Here is a 17,651-nt window from a genome sequence, read left to right as displayed (position 1 = left end):
TGGTGAACAGGTTTCTGTGAACAGCACCTTGGGCTTCGAGGGAGACAACCTGCATATGAGCACCAGTCTTCTGCCGGTGGGTCAACTATCGCCGGGACACGACCTGAACGGGTACATCCAGGCGGTCAACGGCATTCCCATGCTGAGTGCCGATGAAGAGCGGGAGCTGGCCTTCCAGCTCCATGACGAGGGTGATCTCGAGGCGGCGCGCCGCCTGGTGCTGTCGCACCTGCGTTTCGTGGTGCACATCGCCCGCAGCTACTCCGGCTACGGCTTGCCCCAGGCCGACCTGATCCAGGAGGGCAACGTGGGCCTGATGAAGGCGGTGAAGCGCTTCGACCCCAACCAGGGCGTGCGGCTCGTGTCCTTCGCCGTGCACTGGATCAAGGCCGAGATTCACGAGTTCGTGCTGCGTAACTGGCGCATCGTCAAGATCGCCACCACCAAGGCACAGCGCAAGCTGTTCTTCAACCTGCGCAGTGCCAAGAAGCGTCTCGCCTGGCTCAACGGCGACGAGGTGGAGGCCATCGCCAAGGACCTCGACGTCAAGCCCGAGGTGGTGCGCGAGATGGAGGGGCGGCTGGCCGCCCACGACGCCGGCTTCGATGCTGCCCCGAACGACGACGAGGAGAGCGCCTACCAGGCGCCGGTGCACTACCTGGACGACGCCTCTTCCGACCCGGCCCTCAAGCTCGAGGACAGTGACTGGGAAGACGACGCCAGCCGCCGCCTGCGCACGGCCCTGGAGGCGCTCGACGAGCGCTCCCGCGAGATTCTGCAGCGCCGTTGGCTGGCCGAGGAGAAGGCCACCCTCCACGAGCTGGCCGACGTCTATGGCGTCTCCGCCGAGCGCATCCGCCAGCTCGAGAAGAACGCCATGAAGAAGATTCGCCAGCAGCTCGGCGAGGCGCTCGCCGCCTGAGCCCGCCGACCCCGGCAGATGACGACGACGCCCCGGCCTTGGCCGGGGCGTCGTTCGTTGAGGCTCGGCCTCAGGCCGTCTGGGCGGTGGGGCGCAGCAGCTGGGACGCAAGCAGCGCCCACTGGTCGTCCCAGTGCGTCGTGGGCAGGCGCTGGAAGTCGCTGCGCACGTACTGGGCGATGCGCCCCTCGGCCTGGGCCATCAGCAGGTTGGCGGTCGCCGAGACGGTCAGGCTCGGGCGGCGCCCCTCCCGCAACTCGGCCTCGCGCAGGATCTGCTTGAGCTGGGTCTCGAGGCGCTCGAAGAGCTGATGGATGCGGCTGCGCAGCCGCGCCGTCTCGCCGGTGAGGACATCGCCGTCGAGCAGCCGCGACAGCCCCGGGTTCTTCTCAGCGAAGGCGAGCAGCAGGGTGAGGATCTGGCCGCAGCGAGACACGGCGTCGGGCACCTCCTCGAGGATACGGGTGATGCGCTCGAACAGCGTCTCCTCGATGAAGGCGATGAGGCCCTCGAACATCCGGGCCTTGCTGGGAAAGTGGCGATAGAGGGCGGCTTCCGATACGCCCACCTGGCGGGCCAGGGCCGCGATGGTGATGCGCTTGCCGCTGTCTTCCTCCAGCATCAGCGCGAGCGCCTGGAGGATCTGCTCGCGGCGGCTGGGTGGGGGAGTTGCCTGCGTCATGTCGGTCTTTTCTGTTATGTGAATCGTTGCATCCTAATGGGCCCCCCGCGTTGGCGCAAAAAATCGCCGCCGCGGGGCCTGGGATCAACCTACGGTCTCGTGGGCCGCGTCGGTGATCAGGGTGCCCACCCCGGCATTGGTGAAGATCTCCAGCAGGGTGGCGTGGGGCACACGGCCGTCGATGATGTGGGCGCTGGCCACCCCGCCTTTCACGGCATCCAGGGCGCAGCGGATCTTCGGCAGCATACCGCCGTGGATGGTGCCGTCGGCGATCAGGGCGTCCACCTGGGCGGTGGTGAGCCCGGTGAGCACCTCGCCGGCGGCGTTCATCAGCCCCGCCACGTTGGTCAGCAGCATCAGCTTCTCGGCACCGAGCGCCTCGGCCACCTTGCCGGCCACCAGGTCGGCGTTGATGTTGTAGCTGCGCCCGGCGGCGTCGACGCCGATGGGGGCGATCACCGGGATGAAGTCGCGTTCGGCGAGCATCTCGATGAGGTCGGTGGAGATGTGCTCCACCTCGCCCACGTGGCCGATGTCGATGATTTCCGGGGCGGTCATCTCCGGCGCCTGGTGCTCCACCTTGAGCTGGCGGGCGCGGATCTGGGCACCATCCTTGCCGGTCAGGCCGATGGCCTTGCCGCCGCACTGATTGATCAGGTTGACGATGCCCTTGTTGACCAGCCCACCGAGCACCATCTCGACGACGTCCATGGTCTCGGCGTCGGTGACGCGCATGCCGCCCACGAACCGCGACTCGATCTTGAGCTTCTCCAGCAGCTCGCCGATCTGCGGGCCACCGCCATGTACCACCACCGGATTGATGCCCACTTCCTTCATCAGCACCATGTTGCGGGCGAAGGAGTCGACCAGGGTGTCCTCGGTCATGGCATTGCCGCCGTACTTGACGACGACGGTCTTGCCGGAGAAGCGCTGGATGTAGGGCAGCGCCTCGGAGAGCACCTCCACCACCAGGCGGGGGTCGCGGGTCGGTTCGGTCATGGTCGGGTTCCTTGCTGACTGACGGCCGCGGTTCAGCGCGGCAGCTCGAGGGTCGGGTCCACCTGGGCCAGCGCCTCGGCGAAGCGGGTGCGAATGCGCTCGAGCGCCGCCTCGTCCTTGCCCTCGAAGCGCAGCACCAGCACCGGGGTGGTGTTGGAGGCGCGGCACAGCCCCCAGCCGTCGGGGTAGTCGACGCGGATGCCGTCGAGGGTGGTCTTCACGCCGGTCTCGCCGAAGTCGCCTTCGCGGGCGAGCTTGTCCACCAGGTCGAACTTGGTGTCGTCGCTGACGTGCACGTTGATCTCGGGAGTGCCGATGTCCTGCGGGTAGCGGGCGAAGAAGGCGTCGGCGTCCTGTGTCTGCCGGGCGAGAATCTCCAGCAGCCGGGCGGCGCCGTAGAGGCCGTCGTCGAAGCCGTACCAGCGCTCCTGGAAGAAGATGTGGCCGCTCATCTCGCCGGCGAGTTGCGCGCCGGTCTCCTTCATGCGCCCCTTGATCAGCGAGTGGCCGGTGCGCCACATCTCCGGCGTGCCGCCGGCCGCTTCGATCACCTGGGCCAGGTTGCCGGTGCACTTGACGTCGAAGATCACTCGCGCACCCGGGTTGCGGCCGAGCATGTCCTCGGCGAAGGCCATCAGCAGGTGGTCGGGGTAGATCAGTGCGCCCTGCGGCGTGATCACGCCGAGGCGGTCGCCGTCGCCGTCGAAAGCCAGGCCGATGTCGGCGCCGGTTTCCTGCACGGTACGGATCAGGTCCTGAAGGTTCTCGGGCTTGCCCGGGTCGGGGTGGTGGTTGGGAAAGGTGCCGTCGATCTCGGCGAACAGCGACACCGTCTCGGCGCCGAGGCGCTCGATCAGGGCCGGTCCCAGCTCACCGGCCACGCCGTTGCCGCAATCGACCACCGCCTTGATCGGTCGCTCCAGCTTGACGTCGCCGAGGATGCGCTCGAGGTAGGCGTCGCGGACGTCCTCCTGGCGCACCTCGCCCGCGCCCTCGGTCAGCTCGCCCGACTCGAGGCGCCGGTAGAGGGCGGTGATCGCCTTGCCGGAGAGCGTCTCGCCGCCGAGCACGATCTTGAAGCCGTTGTAGTCCGGCGGGTTGTGGCTGCCGGTGACCATCACCCCGGAGGTGGTGCCCTCGAGCCAGTGGGTGGCGAAGTAGAGCACCGGGGTGGGCACCATGCCGATGTCGATGACGTCGAGCCCGGCGGCGGTCAGGCCGCAGGTCAGGGCGGCCAGCAGGCGCGGCCCCGAGAGGCGGCCGTCGCGGGCCACGATGACGGTGGATTCGCCGCGCGCGGCGGCCTCGCTGCCGACGGCGCGGCCGATCTGCTCGACGCCCGCCTCGGTCAGGGTGTCGTCGACGATGCCGCGGATATCGTAGGCGCGGAAGATGGAAGCGGGTACCTGGCTCATGGCGTTTCCTTGGCAATCAGGGGTGAATGGGCATGGCCTGGGCTGCGATGCCCCCTCGCCCCGTCCGTTGGGGCGAGGGCAGGACGGTGGCCCGGGGCGGCACTTAACGGCGTCCCGAGCTGCCGAAGCCACCGCCGCCGCGGTGGCTGGCGGCGAAATTCTCGACGACCTGGAGCTCCGCCTGGACCACCGGCACCAGTACATACTGGGCCAGGCGTTCCAGCGGTTCCAGCACGAAGGGGCGGCTGCCGCGGTTCCAGGTGGAGATCATCAGCTCGCCCTGGTAGTCGGAGTCGATCAGTCCCACCAGGTTGCCGAGCACGATGCCGTGCTTGTGACCGAGCCCCGAGCGCGGCAGGATCAGGCCGGCGAGGCCGGGGTCGGCGATGTGCACGGCAATGCCGGTGCGCACCAGCTCGCACTGGCCCGGCTCGAGGGTCAGGGGGGCGTCGAGCAGGGCGTGCAGGTCCATCCCCGCGGAACCTGCGGTGGCGTAGCGGGGCAGGGTGTCGCGCAGCCGCTCGTCGAGCACCTTGACGGCAAGCCGGGGCGCGGAGGATGGCAGGAGGGAGTCGGGCATGGTCGGTTCCAGGGCGGCAGTTGTCTAAGGATTAGTCGGTGGCGGCGGCGCGGCGGCGCTCCAGGGCGCGTTCGATGACGGCGCGGGCCAGGGCCGCCTTGGGCTGGGGCGGCAGGGCCTCGCCGCTTTCACCCTCGCCGTCCCGCCACAGCAGCAGGGCGGCGTTGTCGTCGGCGCCGAAGCCGAGCCCGGCCTGGGAGACGTCGTTGGCGACGATCATGTCGAGCCCCTTGCGGGCCAGCTTGTCCCGGGCGTAGGCCTCGAGGTCGCGGGTTTCGGCGGCGAAGCCCACCACGAAGGGGCGGTCGGCGCGCGCCGCGACCTCGGCGATGATGTCGGGGTTCTTGACCAGCCGGAGGGTCAGGCTCTCCTCGCCCTCGCGCTTCTTGATCTTGTGGTCGGCCGGAGATTCGGCGCGGTAGTCGGCCACCGCGGCGCAGCCGATGAAGAGGTCGCACTCGCTGGCCAGGCGCTGGGCGGCGGCATGCATCTCGCTTGCCGTCTCCACGTCGAGCCGCTCGACACCCTCGGGCGTGGCCAGCGCCACCGGGCCGCTGATCAGGGTGACCCGGGCACCGAGCGCCGCGGCGGCTGCGGCCAGGGCGTAGCCCATCTTGCCGGAGCTGTGGTTGGAGAGGTAGCGCACCGGGTCCAGCGGCTCGCGGGTGGGGCCGGCGGTGATCACCAGGTGCAGGCCTGCCGCGTCGCCGTCGCCGTCGCCGTCGCCGTCGGTGGGCGGTATGGCCACGCCGGGCGCCGGCGCCAGCAACGCCTCGAGGATCGCCTCGGGTTCGAGCATGCGGCCGGGGCCCACGTCGCCACACGCCTGGTCGCCGCTGGCCGGGCCCAGCAGACGCCAGCCGTCGTCGGCGAGCTGCGCGGCATTGCGCCGGGTGGCGGGGTGGCGCCACATGGCCTGGTTCATGGCCGGGGCCATCACCTTGTCGGCGTCGCTGGCCAGGCACAGGGTGGTAAGCAGGTCGTCGGCCAGGCCCATGGCCAGGCGCGCCATCAGATCGGCGGTGGCTGGCGCGATCAGGATGGTGTCGGCCCAGCGGGCCAGCTCGATGTGGCCCATGCCGGCCTCGGCCTCGGGGTCGAGCAGCGAGGTGCGCACCGCCTCGCCGGTCAGCGCCTGCAGGGTCAGCGGTGCGATGAAGGCCTGGGCCCCCTCGGTCATGACCACGCGCACCTCGGCCCCCGCCTGCGTGAGCAGTCGGGCGAGCTGGGCGCTCTTGTAGGCGGCGATGCCGGCACTGATGCCGAGCAGGATGCGTCGGCCAGCGATCTGGCGGCCGTCGAGCCGAGTGTCGGAAAGGGACGACATGACAGGTTCCTGCAATGAAATCCAGGCGCCTACCTTACCACTGCGACGAAAATTGCGCAGCCGCGGCGCCCGCCAAGCGGCTACACTGAGGCGCGTGTGGGTGGCGGCCGGGGAACGGTGTCGCCAGGGTGAGGAAGTCAGCGGAAAGGAGACAGGGATGTCGATTCGTGACTGGCCGGAGGGCGAGCGCCCCCGGGAGAAGCTGCTGTCGCTGGGGGCCGAGGCGCTCTCCGACGCCGAACTGCTGGCCATCTTCCTGCGCGTGGGCGTGGCCGGCCGCTCGGCGGTGGACCTGGCCCGCGACCTGCTCTCGGCCTTCGGCGGGCTTCGCCCACTGCTCGAGGCCGATCAGGCGCGCTTCTGCGCCGAGCATGGCCTGGGCACCGCCAAGTTCGTGCAGCTGCAGGCGGTACTGGAGCTCTCCCGCCGCCATCTCGCCAGTCAGCTGGCGCGCGGCAATGCGCTCACCTCGCCGACCCTGGTGCGCGCCTACCTGGCCTCGCAGCTGCGCCACCTGGGGCACGAGGAGTTTGCCGCCCTCTTCCTCGACAGCCAGCACCGGGTGATCCGCTTCGAGTCGCTGTTCCGCGGCACCCTGGACAGCGCCTCGGTCTACCCGCGCGAGGTAGCGCGCCGTTCCCTGGAGCTGGGGGCGGGAGCGATCATCTTCGCCCACAACCACCCCTCGGGGGTGGCCGAGCCGAGCGACGCCGACCGGCGCATTACCGAGCGGCTGCGCGAGGTGCTCGGGCTGTTCGAGATTCGCGTGCTGGATCACTTCGTGGTGGGCGACGGCGAGGTCGTTTCGTTCGCGGAAAGAGGATGGCTTTAGAGAGCAGGAAAGGTAGAATACCCGGCTGCTATTGCCTGCCGGGGCGCACTCTGCTATAAAGTGCAGCCTTTGAATTCCCTTGGGTTAAATGACAACGGGGTCGTTCCCGGTTTGCCCGACAGGTTTTGAACACTCAGGACGCGAACGCCCGTGTTCGCGAACACCTGGCCAAGCGGTTGGAGGCTCCCATGTCCAAAGTATGTCAGGTTACCGGCAAGCGCCCGGTGACTGGTAACAACGTTTCACACTCCCAGCGCAAGACCCGTCGTCGTTTCTTGCCGAACCTGCACACTCATCGTTTCTGGGTGGAGGCCGAAGGCCGCTTCGTCAAGCTGCGCGTCTCCTCCAAGGGCATGCGCATCATCGACAAGAAGGGCATCGAGGCGGTGCTCAGCGACATCCGCAAGCGCGGCGAAGCCGTCTAAGCGTTCACCTGAGGGAGAGCAGTCATGCGCGACAAGATCAAGCTGGTGTCCAGTGCCGGTACCGGTCACTTCTACACCACCGACAAGAACAAGCGGAACACCCCGGACAAGCTCGAATTCAAGAAGTACGATCCGGTCGTCCGCAAGCACGTGATGTACAAGGAAGCCAAGATCAAGTAAGTCTTGGTCGCTTCCACCGCAGGCACACGCCTGTCCGCCTGAACCCGGCCCCATGGTCGGGTTCTTGCGTCTGTTGAGCACGGAACTCCCCATGCCCGAGCTGCCCGAAGTCGAGACCACCCGCCGCGGCATCGCCCCTCACGTGGAGGGGCGCGAGGTCGTGGAGGTGGTCGTGCGCGAACCGCGACTGCGCGTGCCGGTGCCGGTTGACCTGGCCGACCGCCTGGTCGGGGCGCGCCTCGGCACGCTCGCCCGGCGCGCCAAGTACCTGCTGATCCCGATCACGACGCCTGCCGCGGCGCCGGCAAGCCTGCTCTGGCACCTGGGCATGTCCGGCAGCCTGCGCATCGCTCGCCTCGGTGAGCTGCCGAAGAAGCACGATCATCTCGACCTGGTGCTCGACGACGGGGCCTTGCTGCGCTACCACGACCCGCGGCGCTTCGGCTTCGTCGACTGGCTGGCCGGCAGTCCCGAGCGCGACCCGCGGCTGGCGCGTCTGGGGCCGGAGCCCCTCTCCGAGGCTTTCGACGGCGAGCGGCTCTACCGGCTCTCCCGGGGCCGGCGCCTGGCGGTCAAGCCCTTTTTGATGGACAGTGCCGTGGTGGTGGGCGTGGGCAATATCTACGCCGCCGAGGCGTTGTTCCTGGCCGGCATCGACCCGCGCCGCAGTGCCGGGCGCATCGCCCGCGAGCGCTACGCTCGCCTGGCCGCCGCAGTGAAGGAGGTGCTGGCCGCGGCCATCACCCAGGGCGGCACCACCTTGCGCGACTTCGTCGGCGGCGCCGGCGAGCCGGGCTACTTCAAGCAGCGGCTCAACGTCTATGGCCGCGCCGGTGAGCCCTGCCGGCGCTGCGGCGCCGAGCTGCGGCAGGTGACCCTCGGTCAGCGGACGAGCGTTTTCTGTCCTCATTGCCAGACCTGAATTCCTTTCGAGCGAGACACGCCATGACCCAAGCGCTGCGCCTCAAGAAGAACGCCGACCGCCGCCTCAAGGCCGGTCACCTGTGGCTCTACTCCAACGAGATCGACACCGACGCCACGCCGCTCAAGGGCTTCGAGCCGGGCGCCCAGGCGCTGATCGAGGCGGCGGGCGGCAAGCCGCTGGGCGTGGCCTACGTCAATCCGCACTCGCTGATCTGCGCGCGGGTCGTCTCCCGCGACCCCGGCGTGCGGCTCGACCGCTCGCTGCTGGTGCACCGCTTCAACCAGGCCCTGGCGCTGCGCGAGCGGCTCTACGCCAGGCCCTTCTACCGTCTGGTGCACGGCGAGGGCGACCTACTGCCGGGGCTGGTCGTCGACCGCTTCGACGACGTGGTGGTCGTGCAGCTCAACACCCTGGGCATGGAGCGCCTCGCCGAGGAGGTCATCGCCGCCCTCGACAAGGTGCTCGCGCCGCGCGTGATCGTCTTCAAGAACGACTCGTCGGGCCGGCGCCAGGAGCAGCTCGAGGCCCGGGTCGAGGTGGTCAAGGGCACCCTCGACGGCCCGGTGCTGCTGGAGGAGAACGGCGTGCGGTTCGCGGTGCCGGTGCTCGACGGCCAGAAGACCGGCTGGTTCTATGACCACCGCGCCAATCGCGCCTGGCTCAACGCCTTGGTGGCCGGCAAGCGCGTACTCGACGTGTTCAGCTACGTGGGTGGCTGGGGCGTGCAGGCGGCGGCCCACGGCGCCAGCGAGGTGCTCTGCATCGACGCCAGCGCCCGGGCGCTCGAGCAGGTGGCCGAGAACGCCGCGCTGAACGGCCTGCACGAGGAGGTGGCGGTGGGCGAGGGCGACGCCTTCGAGGCGCTGGCCGCCCTCCGCGCCGAGGGGGAGCGCTTCGACGTGGTGATCCTCGACCCGCCGGCGTTCATCAAGAAGCGCAAGGATATCGCCAGCGGCGAGCGCGCCTATGCCCGGCTCAACCGCGAGGCGATGCGCCTGCTGGGGCGCGACGGCCTGCTGCTCTCCGCCTCCTGCTCCATGCACCTGGCACCGGAGCGATTGGTCGAAGTGGTACGCGGCGCCGTGCGCCATCAGGACCGCCACGGCCAGGTGATCTTCCAGGGCCACCAGGCGCCGGATCATCCGGTGCATCCGGCGATCCCCGAAACGGCCTACCTGAAGGCCCTGGGCGTCCGGGTATTCCGTGATTGATCGGGAGGCGACATGACGGCACCCGATTTCGTTCGCATCTTTGCGCACTCCAATGCGCTGCTGGTCAGTCACGTGGGCAACCTGCTGGAGGCGGCCGGCATCCCCGTGGAGCGGCGCAACCTGAGCCTTGGCGGGGGTGCCGGCGAACTGCCGCTCACCGAGTGCGAGCCGGAGGTGTGGGTCGCCCCGCACAACCGGGCGCGGGCCGAGGTGCTGATCGACCAGGCCATGACGGGGCAGAGCGACGCCTCCGACTGGACCTGCCCGGGCTGCGGGGAGCGCCTGGAGGGCATGTTCGATGCCTGCTGGCAGTGCGGCCATGTCCGGCCCGGCTGAGCCGGCGTGGCGAGGGGCGCCGGCTTGGTCGAGGTCGAAACGTCATGATTTCTTGTTGACCGCCCCGTTAGTTGGAAGATTTTCTGCTGTAATCCGGCGCAATGGACGTTGTTTTCGTTTTTTATCAGGCTCTCTTGGTGGATGTCCTGCCTGTGCTGTAATGGGTGGGTAACCCCGCTTTATTCCGTACCGACCGCTGGAGGGCCCCCATGAAGATCGCCGTTCCCAAGGAAATCAAGAACCATGAATACCGCGTCGCCCTGACGCCCACGGGGGCGCGCGAGCTGGTGGCGCGCGGTCATCAGGTGACCGTGCAGGCGGGTGCCGGCGAAGGGGCCGGCTTTGCCGATGCGGCCTTCGAGGCTGCCGGTGCTCGCCTCGAGGCGGACGTGGCCAAGGTGTGGAGCGACGCCGACCTCATCCTCAAGGTCAAGGAGCCACAGGCCGAGGAGGTCGAGCGCCTGGCCAAGGGCCAGACGCTCTTCACTTACCTGCACCTGGCCGCCGAGGAGAAGCTCACGCGCGGGCTGATGGAGAGCGGCGCTACCTGCATCGCCTACGAGACCATCACCGATCGCCAAGGCGGCCTGCCGCTGCTGGCGCCGATGAGCACCGTGGCCGGGCGCATGGCCATCCAGGCGGGTGCCCACAGTCTGGAGAAGGCTCAGGGCGGTGCCGGCGTGCTGCTGCCCGGCGTGCCCGGCGTGGCCCCGGCCAAGGTGGCTGTGATCGGCGGCGGCGTGGTGGGCGAGAACGCCGCGCGCATGGCGCTCGGTCTGGGGGCCGAGGTGACGGTGCTCGACAAGTCGATCCCCCGCCTGGAAGTGCTCGACGATCGCTACCAGGGGCGCATGAAGACGGTCTTCTCCACCGCCGATGCCATCGAGGAGGCGGTGCGCGACTCAGACCTGATCGTCGGCGCCGTGCTGATCCCCGGCGCCGCCGCGCCCAAGCTGATTACCCGTGCCATGCTGGCTGACATGAAGCCCGGCAGCGTGCTGGTGGACGTGGCCATCGATCAGGGCGGCTGCTTCGAGACCAGCCGGCCGACGACCCATGCCCAGCCCACCTACGTGGTCGACGGTGTCGTCCACTACTGCGTGGCCAACATGCCGGGCGCCGTGGCGCGCACCTCCACCCAGGCACTGACCAACTCCACCCTGCCATTCGTCATCGCCCTGGCCGACAAGGGCTGGCAGCAGGCGCTGGCCGACGACCCGCACTTCGCGGCCGGCCTCAACGTCCACGACGGCCAGATCACCTACGCCGCCGTGGCCGAGGCCTTCGGTCTGCAGAGCGTCGACCCCGCCAGCCTGGTGAAATAAGGCCTCCCCACGGCTAGCTGCGGGCAGGAGCGCCGCCCGGTTCGCCTTGAGCCGGGCGTCACGGTAAACTGGCGCGATCGCAACGAAACGATCAGGCCATTCCGAATTCCATGACCAAGACACGCGTTCTCACCGGTATCACCACCACCGGCACCCCGCACCTGGGCAACTACGTGGGGGCCATCAAGCCCGCCATCGCGGCAAGCCAGGATCCCGGCGTCCAGTCCTACTACTTCCTTGCCGACCTGCATGCCCTGATCAAGTGCCAGGACCCCAAGCGGGTGCAGGCATCGCGCCTCGAGATCGCCGCCACCTGGCTGGCCCTGGGCCTGGATACCGACAACGCCATCTTTTACCGCCAGTCGGACATTCCCGAGATCCCCGAGCTCACCTGGCTGCTCTCCTGCGTCTGCGCCAAGGGGCTGATGAACCGCGCCCACGCCTACAAGGCGGCGGTGGCCGAGAACGAGGCCGCCGGTAACCAGGACCCCGACAAGGGGATCACCATGGGGCTGTTCGGCTATCCGGTGCTGATGGCATCCGACATCCTGATGTTCAACGCCCAGAAGGTTCCGGTGGGGCGCGACCAGATCCAGCACATCGAGATGGCCCGGGACATGGCTGGGCGCTTCAACCACCTCTACAAGGGCGAGTACTTCACCCTGCCCGAGGCGGTGGTGGATGACGACGTGGCGACGCTGAACGGCCTCGATGGGCGCAAGATGTCCAAGAGCTACAACAACACCATTCCGCTGTTCGTCTCCGAGAAGAAGCTGCTCAAGCTGATTCGCAAGATCAAGACCAACTCCCTGGAGCCCGGCGAGCCCAAGGACCCGGACGGCTGCACCCTCTTCCAGATCTACTCCGCCTTCGCCACCCGCGAGGAGCGCGAGGCGATGCGCGCCGAGTACGAGGCCGGCATCGGCTGGGGCGAGGTCAAGAATCGTCTCTTCGCCTACCTCAACGAGCACCTGCGCGAGCCGCGGGAGCGCTACCAGGCGCTGATGGAGGACCCCGGCCACATCGAGGCCGTGCTCCAGCAGGGCGCCGAGCGTGCCCGCGCCGAGGCCGCGCCCTTCATGGATCGCCTGCGCGAGGTGGCGGGCCTGGGCCGCTTCGTCTGACCCGTCGCCGGCAAGCGGTACCTTGTGGCGCCCCGACCCACCTGGGGCGCCGCGGTTGGGGCGCCGTGCTAGAGTAGGCGCCAAAGGCGCCGTCAGAGCGCCAGCGACCCGGTTTCCAGACACTGACTCGAGATCCGCGATGACCACTGAATCCAAGCGTCCCCTCTACATTCCCTACGCCGGCCCGCCCCTGCTCGAGATGCCCCTGCTCAACAAGGGCAGCGCCTTCAGCCAGGCAGAGCGCCTAGAATTCAACCTGATCGGGCTGCTGCCGCAGAATGTGGAAACCATCGACGATCAGCTGACGCGCGTCTATCACCAGTATCAGCAGTGCCACAGCGATCTCGAGCGGCACATCCACCTGCGCGCCATCCAGGACGACAACGAGACCCTCTACTACCGGCTGGTGTCGGAGCATCTGGAAGAGATGCTGCCGATCATCTACACGCCCACGGTGGGCAAGGCATGCCAGGAGTTCTCCAACATCTACCGCAATCACCGGGGCCTGTTCGTCGCTTACCCGGACCGCGAGTACATGGACGACATCCTGCGCAGCGCCACCAAGGACAACGTCAAGGTCATCGTGGTCACCGACGGCGAGCGCATCCTCGGCCTCGGCGATCAGGGCATCGGCGGCATGGGCATCCCCATCGGCAAGCTGGCGCTCTACACCGCCTGCGGCGGGATCAGCCCGGCCTATACCTTGCCGATCATGCTCGACGTGGGTACCAACAATCAGACCCTGCTCGACGATCCCATGTACATGGGCTGGCGCCATCCGCGCATCTCCCAGGAGGAGTACGATGACTTCATGGCCGAGTTCGTCGCCGCGGTGAAGCGTCGCTGGCCCAACGTGTTGCTGCAGTTCGAGGACTTCGCTCAGGCCAACGCCGTGCCGCTGCTCGAACGCTATCGCGACGAGTTGTGTTGCTTCAACGATGACGTCCAGGGCACCGCCGCCGTGGTGGTGGGTACCCTGATGGCGGCCTGCCAGGCGCGCGACCAGACCGTCGCCGACCAGCGCGTGGTGTTCGTCGGCGCCGGCTCCGCCGGCTGCGGCATTGCCGAGCAGGTGGTGGTGGCCATGCAGGCCGAGGGCCTCTCGGAGAGCGAGGCACGCTCGCGCATCTACATGGTCGACCGCGAGGGGCTGGTGACCACCGACCAGACCTGGCTGCGCGACTTCCAGCGGCGCCTGGCCCACGACGCAGCCCTCACCGAGGGATGGGACGGCCAGGGGCTCCCCGAGACGGTGCGTCGCATCGCGCCCACGGTGCTGATCGGCGTATGCGGTCAGAAGGGCATATTCACTGAGGAGGTGGTGCGTGCCATGCACGCCGGCAGCGAGAACCCGGTGATCATGCCGCTCTCCAACCCCACCTCCCAGGCCGAGGCGATTCCCGAGGACGTCATCCGCTGGACCGACGGGGCGGCGTTGGTCGCCACCGGCAGTCCCTTCCCGCCGGTGGAGCATGATGGCCGCTCCATCCCCATTGCCCAGTGCAACAACGCCTACATCTTTCCCGGGATCGGTCTCGGCGTGGTCGCCGCCGGGGCGCGCCGGGTCACCGACGACATGCTGATGGCCGCCTCCCGGGCGCTGGCCCGGGAGGCGCCGCTGGTCAAGGAGGGCAAGGGTGCGCTGCTGCCCCCCCTCTCCCAGATCCGCGAGCTCTCCAAGGCCATCGCCTTCGACGTGGCCGCCCAGGCTCAGGGCGAAGGCATGGCGCTCAAGACCAACGGCATCAAGCTGCGCGAAGCCATCGAGCGCAACTGCTGGACGCCGGAATATCGCCGCTACCGCCGCCGTTCGTTCTGAGTCGTGACGATCATGGAACCGGGCCACGGACTTGGGCCAGTTCCGATTTGTGAGGGAGTGGCGCATGGGGAAGCATGCGAAGCTGATGCAGAAGGTGCTGGCAGGAAGCTCGGATACCAACATCGAGTTTCTGGCACTATGCCAATTGCTGGTGCGACTCGGCTTCGCTGAGCGGGTTAGTGGTAGCCACCATATCTTCACACGCCAAGATGTCGTCGAGATACTCAATCTGCAGCCCAAGGGGAGCCAGGCCAAGCCGTATCAGGTCAAACAGGTCAGGCGCATTCTGGTCAAGTACCGGTTGGGAGAGTCCAATGTCGATTAGGTATGAACTGATTATCTACTGGAGCGACGAGGATGGCTCTTTCGTGGTCGAGGTGCCGGAACTTCCAGGCTGCATGGCTGATGGAGAGACTTACGAGCAGGCCGTAGCCAATGCCCAGTGTGTCATCGGCGAGTGGATCGAGACGGCCCGTGCGTTGGGGCGCCCCATCCCGGAACCCAAAGGGCGGCTGATGTACGCCTGACAGGGCTTGTCGCGTCGAGTCCAGGCCGACGACAACAAGACCCCGCCGGTGTCCCGGCGGGGTCTTTCGCGTGTGCGATGATGAGGAGTCAGGCGGTCCTGTCAGGCTGACCCAATCATCTTGCGCAGCACGTAGTGGAGGATGCCGCCGTGGCGGTAGTACTCCAACTCGTTGGCGGTGTCGATGCGGCACAGCGCCTCGAGCTTCTTCTCGCCCTTGTCGCTCTTGACGGTCACCTTGACCTTGCCGCCGGGGGTGAGCTCGCGGAGCCCTTCGATGGAGACCGTCTCGTCGCCGGTCAGCCCCAGGGTCTGGCGGCTCTCGCCCTCGGGGAACTGCAGCGGTACCACGCCCATGCCGATCAGGTTGGAGCGGTGGATGCGCTCGTAGGACTCGGCGAGCACCGCGCGCACGCCGAGCAGGCGGGTGCCCTTGGCTGCCCAGTCGCGGGAGGAACCGGTGCCGTACTCCTTGCCGGCGATCACCACCAGTGGCGTGCCCTCCTGCTGGTAGCGCATGGCGGCGTCGTAGATGGCTATCTGCTCGCCGCTGGGCACGTGGCGTGTCTCGCCGCCGACCACGCCGTCGAGCATCTCATTCTTGATGCGCACGTTGGCGAAGGTGCCGCGCATCATCACCTCGTGGTTGCCGCGCCGCGAGCCGTAGGAGTTGAAGTCCACCGGCTTGATGCCGCGCTCCTGCAGGTAGCGCCCGGCGGGGCTGTCGGGCTTGATGGCGCCGGCCGGCGAGATGTGGTCGGTGGTCACCGAGTCCCCGAGCATGGCGAGGATATGGGCGTCCTTGACATCCTCCACCGGCGCCGGGGTCTTGCCCATGCCCTCGAAGAAGGGTGGATGCTGGATGTAGGTGGAATCCGGCGACCACTCGTAGACCTGGCTCTCGGGCACCTTGAGCGCCTTCCAGGTCTCGTCGCCGTCGAACACCTCGGCGTACTCCTTGCGGAACATCTCGGTGTTGACCTTGGCCACGGCCTCGGCGATCTCCGCCTGGCTCGGCCAGATGTCCTTGAGATAGACAGGGTTGCCGTGGCTGTCGGTGCCCAGCGGCTCGCGGCTCAGGTCGAGGCGCACGTTGCCGGCCAGGGCGTAGGCGACCACCAGCGGCGGCGAGGCGAGCCAGTTGGTCTTGACCAGCGGGTGGATGCGCCCCTCGAAGTTGCGGTTGCCCGAGAGCACCGAGGCCACGGTGAGGTCGCCGTCATCGATCGCCTGCTCGATGGGCTCCGGCAGCGGCCCCGAGTTACCGATGCAGGTGGTGCAGCCGTAACCCACCAGGTTAAAGCCCAGGGCGTCGAGGTCGTCGTTGACGCCGCCCGCTTCCAGGTAGTCGGTGACCACCTTGGAGCCCGGTGCCAGTGAGGTCTTGACCCACGGCTTGGTGCGCAGGCCCTTGGCCAGGGCATTGCGGGCCAGCAGGCCGGCGGCCATCATCACGCTGGGGTTGGAGGTGTTGGTGCAGGAGGTGATGGCGGCAATCACCACAGCCCCGGGGTTGAGCTTGAACGCCTCGCCCTCGAGCTCCACCTCCTGGCTGTCGTGATGCTCGTAGCTCTCCTCCACGCCCACGGCGGTCTGGCCGCCCTCGGAGAAGAGGCGCCCCTTCTCGGTCTCGGACAGGGAATCGCCGTTGCTCTCCATCAGCTTGGCGAAGGTTGCCTTCATGTTCTGGAGGGCGACGCGGTCCTGGGGCCGCTTGGGCCCGGCCAGGCTTGCCTCGACCTCGTTCATGTCCAGCGCCAGGGTGTCGCTGAAGATCGGCTCTTCGCCGGGTTCGCGCCAAAGGCCCTGGGCCTTGCTGTAGGCCTCCACGAGCTCGATCTGGGCAGCGTCGCGGCCGGTCAGGCGCAGGTAGTGCAGCGTCTCGTCATCCACCGGGAAGAAGCCACAGGTGGCGCCGTACTCGGGGGCCATGTTGGCGATGGTGGCGCGGTCGGCCAAGGGCAGGTCGGCCAGCCCGTCGCCGTAGAACTCGACGAACTTGCCCACCACGCCGTGGCTGCGCAGCATTTGCGTCACCGTCAGCACCAGGTCGGTGGCGGTGATGCCCTCGCGCAGCTTGCCGGTGAGCTTGAAGCCCACCACCTCGGGAATCAGCATCGAGACCGGCTGGCCGAGCATGGCGGCCTCGGCCTCGATGCCGCCCACGCCCCAGCCGAGCACGCCCAGGCCGTTGATCATGGTGGTGTGGGAGTCGGTGCCCACCAAGGTGTCGGGGAAGGCGTAGGCCTTGCCGTCCACCTCCTTGGTCCACACCGTCTTGCCCAGGTACTCCAGGTTCACCTGGTGGCAGATGCCGGTGCCCGGCGGCACCACGCGGAAATTGTCGAAGGCCTGCTGGCCCCAGCGCAGGAACTCGTAGCGCTCGCGGTTGCGCTCCATCTCGATGGCGACGTTGTCCTTGAAGGCGGCGGGGTTGCCGAACTTGTCGACCATCACCGAGTGGTCGATGACCAGGTCCACCGGCGAGAGCGGGTTGATGCGCGAGGGCTCCTCACCGAGCGACTGCACCGCCGCACGCATGGAGGCGAGGTCCACGACCCCGGGCACGCCGGTAAAGTCCTGCATCAGCACCCGCGCCGGGCGGTAGCCAATCTCGCGGTCCGAGTGGCCTTGCCGCTGCCAGTCGACCAGCGCCTGCATGTCCTCGCGGGCGACGCTTTCGTCGTCGGCAAAGCGCAGCTGGTTCTCGAGCAGGATCTTGAGCGTCTTGGGCAGGCGGTCGATGTCGCCCAGTGACGCGGCGGCCTTCGGCAGACTGTAGTAGTGGTAGGTGGTATCGCCGGCTTGCAGGGTCTGCAGGGTGTCCGGGGTGGGGTCGGTGCTCATTGCTGTCCTCCTTTTCGGCGTCGCCTTGGGGGGAGAGTGGACGAACCGTCCTGGCGCCACCCTTAACACATGGTCATGATGGCCGGTGTTTTCAAGCGGCGCACGGTCGGGCATGAGGGCAGACGCCCCGGCGACCTCTCGGCTACAGTGAAATCGACACGCCCGATCACGGAAGT

The 17,651-nt window shown here is 68.0% G+C and carries 18 protein-coding genes; 12 read left to right on the top strand and 6 right to left on the bottom strand.

Annotated features, from left to right (window positions below):
• The first annotated feature begins 55 nt into the window (after positions 1-55).
• Positions 56-922 carry an RNA polymerase sigma factor RpoH gene (rpoH, locus tag FEF15_RS05445; RefSeq protein WP_163558135.1) on the top strand — a complete coding sequence of 289 codons (867 nt, stop codon included), beginning with the start codon at positions 56-58 and terminating at the stop codon, positions 920-922.
• Between the two features lie 70 nt (positions 923-992).
• Here the strand turns inward: rpoH and slmA are convergent, their stop codons facing one another.
• The 5 genes from slmA to coaBC all read right to left on the bottom strand — a co-directional run bounded on the left by slmA (position 993) and on the right by coaBC (position 5,925).
• Complete coding sequence (gene slmA / locus FEF15_RS05440) at positions 993-1,604, bottom strand: nucleoid occlusion factor SlmA (RefSeq protein ID WP_163558134.1); 612 nt, start codon at positions 1,602-1,604, stop codon at positions 993-995.
• Positions 1,605-1,688: 84 nt separating this feature from the next.
• Positions 1,689-2,603, bottom strand: a complete 915-nt coding sequence (gene argB, locus FEF15_RS05435; RefSeq protein WP_163558133.1) for an acetylglutamate kinase — start codon at positions 2,601-2,603, stop codon at positions 1,689-1,691.
• A gap of 32 nt (positions 2,604-2,635) precedes the next feature.
• Positions 2,636-4,018 (bottom strand): phosphomannomutase/phosphoglucomutase, encoded by a 1,383-nt coding sequence (locus tag FEF15_RS05430; RefSeq protein WP_163558132.1) that lies wholly within the window; start codon positions 4,016-4,018, stop codon positions 2,636-2,638.
• Positions 4,019-4,121: 103 nt separating this feature from the next.
• Positions 4,122-4,598, bottom strand: a complete 477-nt coding sequence (gene dut / locus FEF15_RS05425) for a dUTP diphosphatase (protein WP_163558131.1) — start codon at positions 4,596-4,598, stop codon at positions 4,122-4,124.
• 31 nt (positions 4,599-4,629) lie between these two features.
• Positions 4,630-5,925 carry a bifunctional phosphopantothenoylcysteine decarboxylase/phosphopantothenate--cysteine ligase CoaBC gene (gene coaBC, locus FEF15_RS05420; RefSeq protein WP_163558130.1) on the bottom strand — a complete coding sequence of 432 codons (1,296 nt, stop codon included), beginning with the start codon at positions 5,923-5,925 and terminating at the stop codon, positions 4,630-4,632.
• 157 nt (positions 5,926-6,082) lie between these two features.
• Here coaBC and radC point away from each other — a divergent pair, with 157 nt between their 5' ends.
• From radC to FEF15_RS05365, 11 genes are all read left to right on the top strand, one after another.
• Positions 6,083-6,757 carry a DNA repair protein RadC gene (gene radC / locus FEF15_RS05415; RefSeq protein WP_163558129.1) on the top strand — a complete coding sequence of 225 codons (675 nt, stop codon included), beginning with the start codon at positions 6,083-6,085 and terminating at the stop codon, positions 6,755-6,757.
• Between the two features lie 188 nt (positions 6,758-6,945).
• Positions 6,946-7,182 carry a 50S ribosomal protein L28 gene (gene rpmB / locus FEF15_RS05410; RefSeq protein ID WP_163558128.1) on the top strand — a complete coding sequence of 79 codons (237 nt, stop codon included), beginning with the start codon at positions 6,946-6,948 and terminating at the stop codon, positions 7,180-7,182.
• A gap of 24 nt (positions 7,183-7,206) precedes the next feature.
• Entirely contained in the window at positions 7,207-7,362 is a 156-nt protein-coding gene (rpmG, locus tag FEF15_RS05405) for a 50S ribosomal protein L33 (RefSeq protein ID WP_016417370.1), read from the top strand.
• A 91-nt stretch (positions 7,363-7,453) separates the two neighbouring features.
• Complete coding sequence (gene mutM / locus FEF15_RS05400) at positions 7,454-8,284, top strand: bifunctional DNA-formamidopyrimidine glycosylase/DNA-(apurinic or apyrimidinic site) lyase (RefSeq protein ID WP_163558127.1); 831 nt, start codon at positions 7,454-7,456, stop codon at positions 8,282-8,284.
• 23 nt (positions 8,285-8,307) lie between these two features.
• Positions 8,308-9,498, top strand: a complete 1,191-nt coding sequence (locus tag FEF15_RS05395; RefSeq protein ID WP_163558126.1) for a class I SAM-dependent rRNA methyltransferase — start codon at positions 8,308-8,310, stop codon at positions 9,496-9,498.
• A 12-nt stretch (positions 9,499-9,510) separates the two neighbouring features.
• Positions 9,511-9,834 (top strand): DUF2007 domain-containing protein, encoded by a 324-nt coding sequence (locus FEF15_RS05390; protein WP_163558125.1) that lies wholly within the window; start codon positions 9,511-9,513, stop codon positions 9,832-9,834.
• Positions 9,835-10,043: 209 nt separating this feature from the next.
• Positions 10,044-11,159 (top strand): alanine dehydrogenase, encoded by a 1,116-nt coding sequence (gene ald, locus FEF15_RS05385; protein ID WP_163558124.1) that lies wholly within the window; start codon positions 10,044-10,046, stop codon positions 11,157-11,159.
• 110 nt (positions 11,160-11,269) lie between these two features.
• Entirely contained in the window at positions 11,270-12,283 is a 1,014-nt protein-coding gene (locus FEF15_RS05380) for a tryptophan--tRNA ligase (RefSeq protein ID WP_163558123.1), read from the top strand.
• A 139-nt stretch (positions 12,284-12,422) separates the two neighbouring features.
• The gene (locus tag FEF15_RS05375) at positions 12,423-14,102 is read left to right on the top strand and encodes an NAD-dependent malic enzyme (RefSeq protein WP_163558122.1); all 1,680 of its coding nucleotides are present in this window, start codon (positions 12,423-12,425) and stop codon (positions 14,100-14,102) included.
• Between the two features lie 64 nt (positions 14,103-14,166).
• Complete coding sequence (locus FEF15_RS05370; RefSeq protein WP_163558121.1) at positions 14,167-14,427, top strand: type II toxin-antitoxin system HicA family toxin; 261 nt, start codon at positions 14,167-14,169, stop codon at positions 14,425-14,427.
• Positions 14,417-14,629 carry a type II toxin-antitoxin system HicB family antitoxin gene (locus FEF15_RS05365; protein WP_163558120.1) on the top strand — a complete coding sequence of 71 codons (213 nt, stop codon included), beginning with the start codon at positions 14,417-14,419 and terminating at the stop codon, positions 14,627-14,629. Before FEF15_RS05370 ends, FEF15_RS05365 begins: the two co-directional genes overlap by 11 nt.
• Positions 14,630-14,730: 101 nt before the next feature.
• Here FEF15_RS05365 and acnA read toward each other — a convergent pair whose 3' ends face one another.
• On the bottom strand, positions 14,731-17,475 hold the full coding sequence (gene acnA, locus FEF15_RS05360) for an aconitate hydratase AcnA (RefSeq protein ID WP_163558119.1): 2,745 nt from the start codon (positions 17,473-17,475) through the stop codon (positions 14,731-14,733).
• Positions 17,476-17,651 lie beyond the last annotated feature (176 nt).

This window comes from Halomonas sp. NO4 (assembly GCF_010994375.1).
In the GTDB taxonomy this organism is placed as follows: Bacteria; Pseudomonadota; Gammaproteobacteria; order Pseudomonadales; family Halomonadaceae; genus Halomonas.
Note: the sequence above shows the minus strand (reverse complement) of the source record. Positions and strands in the feature narration are given on the sequence as shown.

What these genes read in the sequence shown, in the direction of transcription:
- FEF15_RS05390 (WP_163558125.1), top strand. Translation starts at nt 9,511, where the DNA reads ATGACGGCACCCGATTTCGTTCGCATCTTTGCGCACTCCAATGCGCTG.
- mutM (WP_163558127.1), top strand. Translation starts at nt 7,454, where the DNA reads ATGCCCGAGCTGCCCGAAGTCGAGACCACCCGCCGCGGCATCGCCCCT.
- acnA (WP_163558119.1), bottom strand. Translation starts at nt 17,475, where the DNA reads ATGAGCACCGACCCCACCCCGGACACCCTGCAGACCCTGCAAGCCGGC.
- argB (WP_163558133.1), bottom strand. Translation starts at nt 2,603, where the DNA reads ATGACCGAACCGACCCGCGACCCCCGCCTGGTGGTGGAGGTGCTCTCC.
- FEF15_RS05430 (WP_163558132.1), bottom strand. Translation starts at nt 4,018, where the DNA reads ATGAGCCAGGTACCCGCTTCCATCTTCCGCGCCTACGATATCCGCGGC.
- rpmB (WP_163558128.1), top strand. Translation starts at nt 6,946, where the DNA reads ATGTCCAAAGTATGTCAGGTTACCGGCAAGCGCCCGGTGACTGGTAAC.
- FEF15_RS05375 (WP_163558122.1), top strand. Translation starts at nt 12,423, where the DNA reads ATGACCACTGAATCCAAGCGTCCCCTCTACATTCCCTACGCCGGCCCG.
- FEF15_RS05370 (WP_163558121.1), top strand. Translation starts at nt 14,167, where the DNA reads ATGGGGAAGCATGCGAAGCTGATGCAGAAGGTGCTGGCAGGAAGCTCG.
- dut (WP_163558131.1), bottom strand. Translation starts at nt 4,598, where the DNA reads ATGCCCGACTCCCTCCTGCCATCCTCCGCGCCCCGGCTTGCCGTCAAG.
- rpmG (WP_016417370.1), top strand. Translation starts at nt 7,207, where the DNA reads ATGCGCGACAAGATCAAGCTGGTGTCCAGTGCCGGTACCGGTCACTTC.
- coaBC (WP_163558130.1), bottom strand. Translation starts at nt 5,925, where the DNA reads ATGTCGTCCCTTTCCGACACTCGGCTCGACGGCCGCCAGATCGCTGGC.
- ald (WP_163558124.1), top strand. Translation starts at nt 10,044, where the DNA reads ATGAAGATCGCCGTTCCCAAGGAAATCAAGAACCATGAATACCGCGTC.
- FEF15_RS05365 (WP_163558120.1), top strand. Translation starts at nt 14,417, where the DNA reads ATGTCGATTAGGTATGAACTGATTATCTACTGGAGCGACGAGGATGGC.
- rpoH (WP_163558135.1), top strand. Translation starts at nt 56, where the DNA reads ATGAGCACCAGTCTTCTGCCGGTGGGTCAACTATCGCCGGGACACGAC.
- FEF15_RS05395 (WP_163558126.1), top strand. Translation starts at nt 8,308, where the DNA reads ATGACCCAAGCGCTGCGCCTCAAGAAGAACGCCGACCGCCGCCTCAAG.
- slmA (WP_163558134.1), bottom strand. Translation starts at nt 1,604, where the DNA reads ATGACGCAGGCAACTCCCCCACCCAGCCGCCGCGAGCAGATCCTCCAG.
- radC (WP_163558129.1), top strand. Translation starts at nt 6,083, where the DNA reads ATGTCGATTCGTGACTGGCCGGAGGGCGAGCGCCCCCGGGAGAAGCTG.
- FEF15_RS05380 (WP_163558123.1), top strand. Translation starts at nt 11,270, where the DNA reads ATGACCAAGACACGCGTTCTCACCGGTATCACCACCACCGGCACCCCG.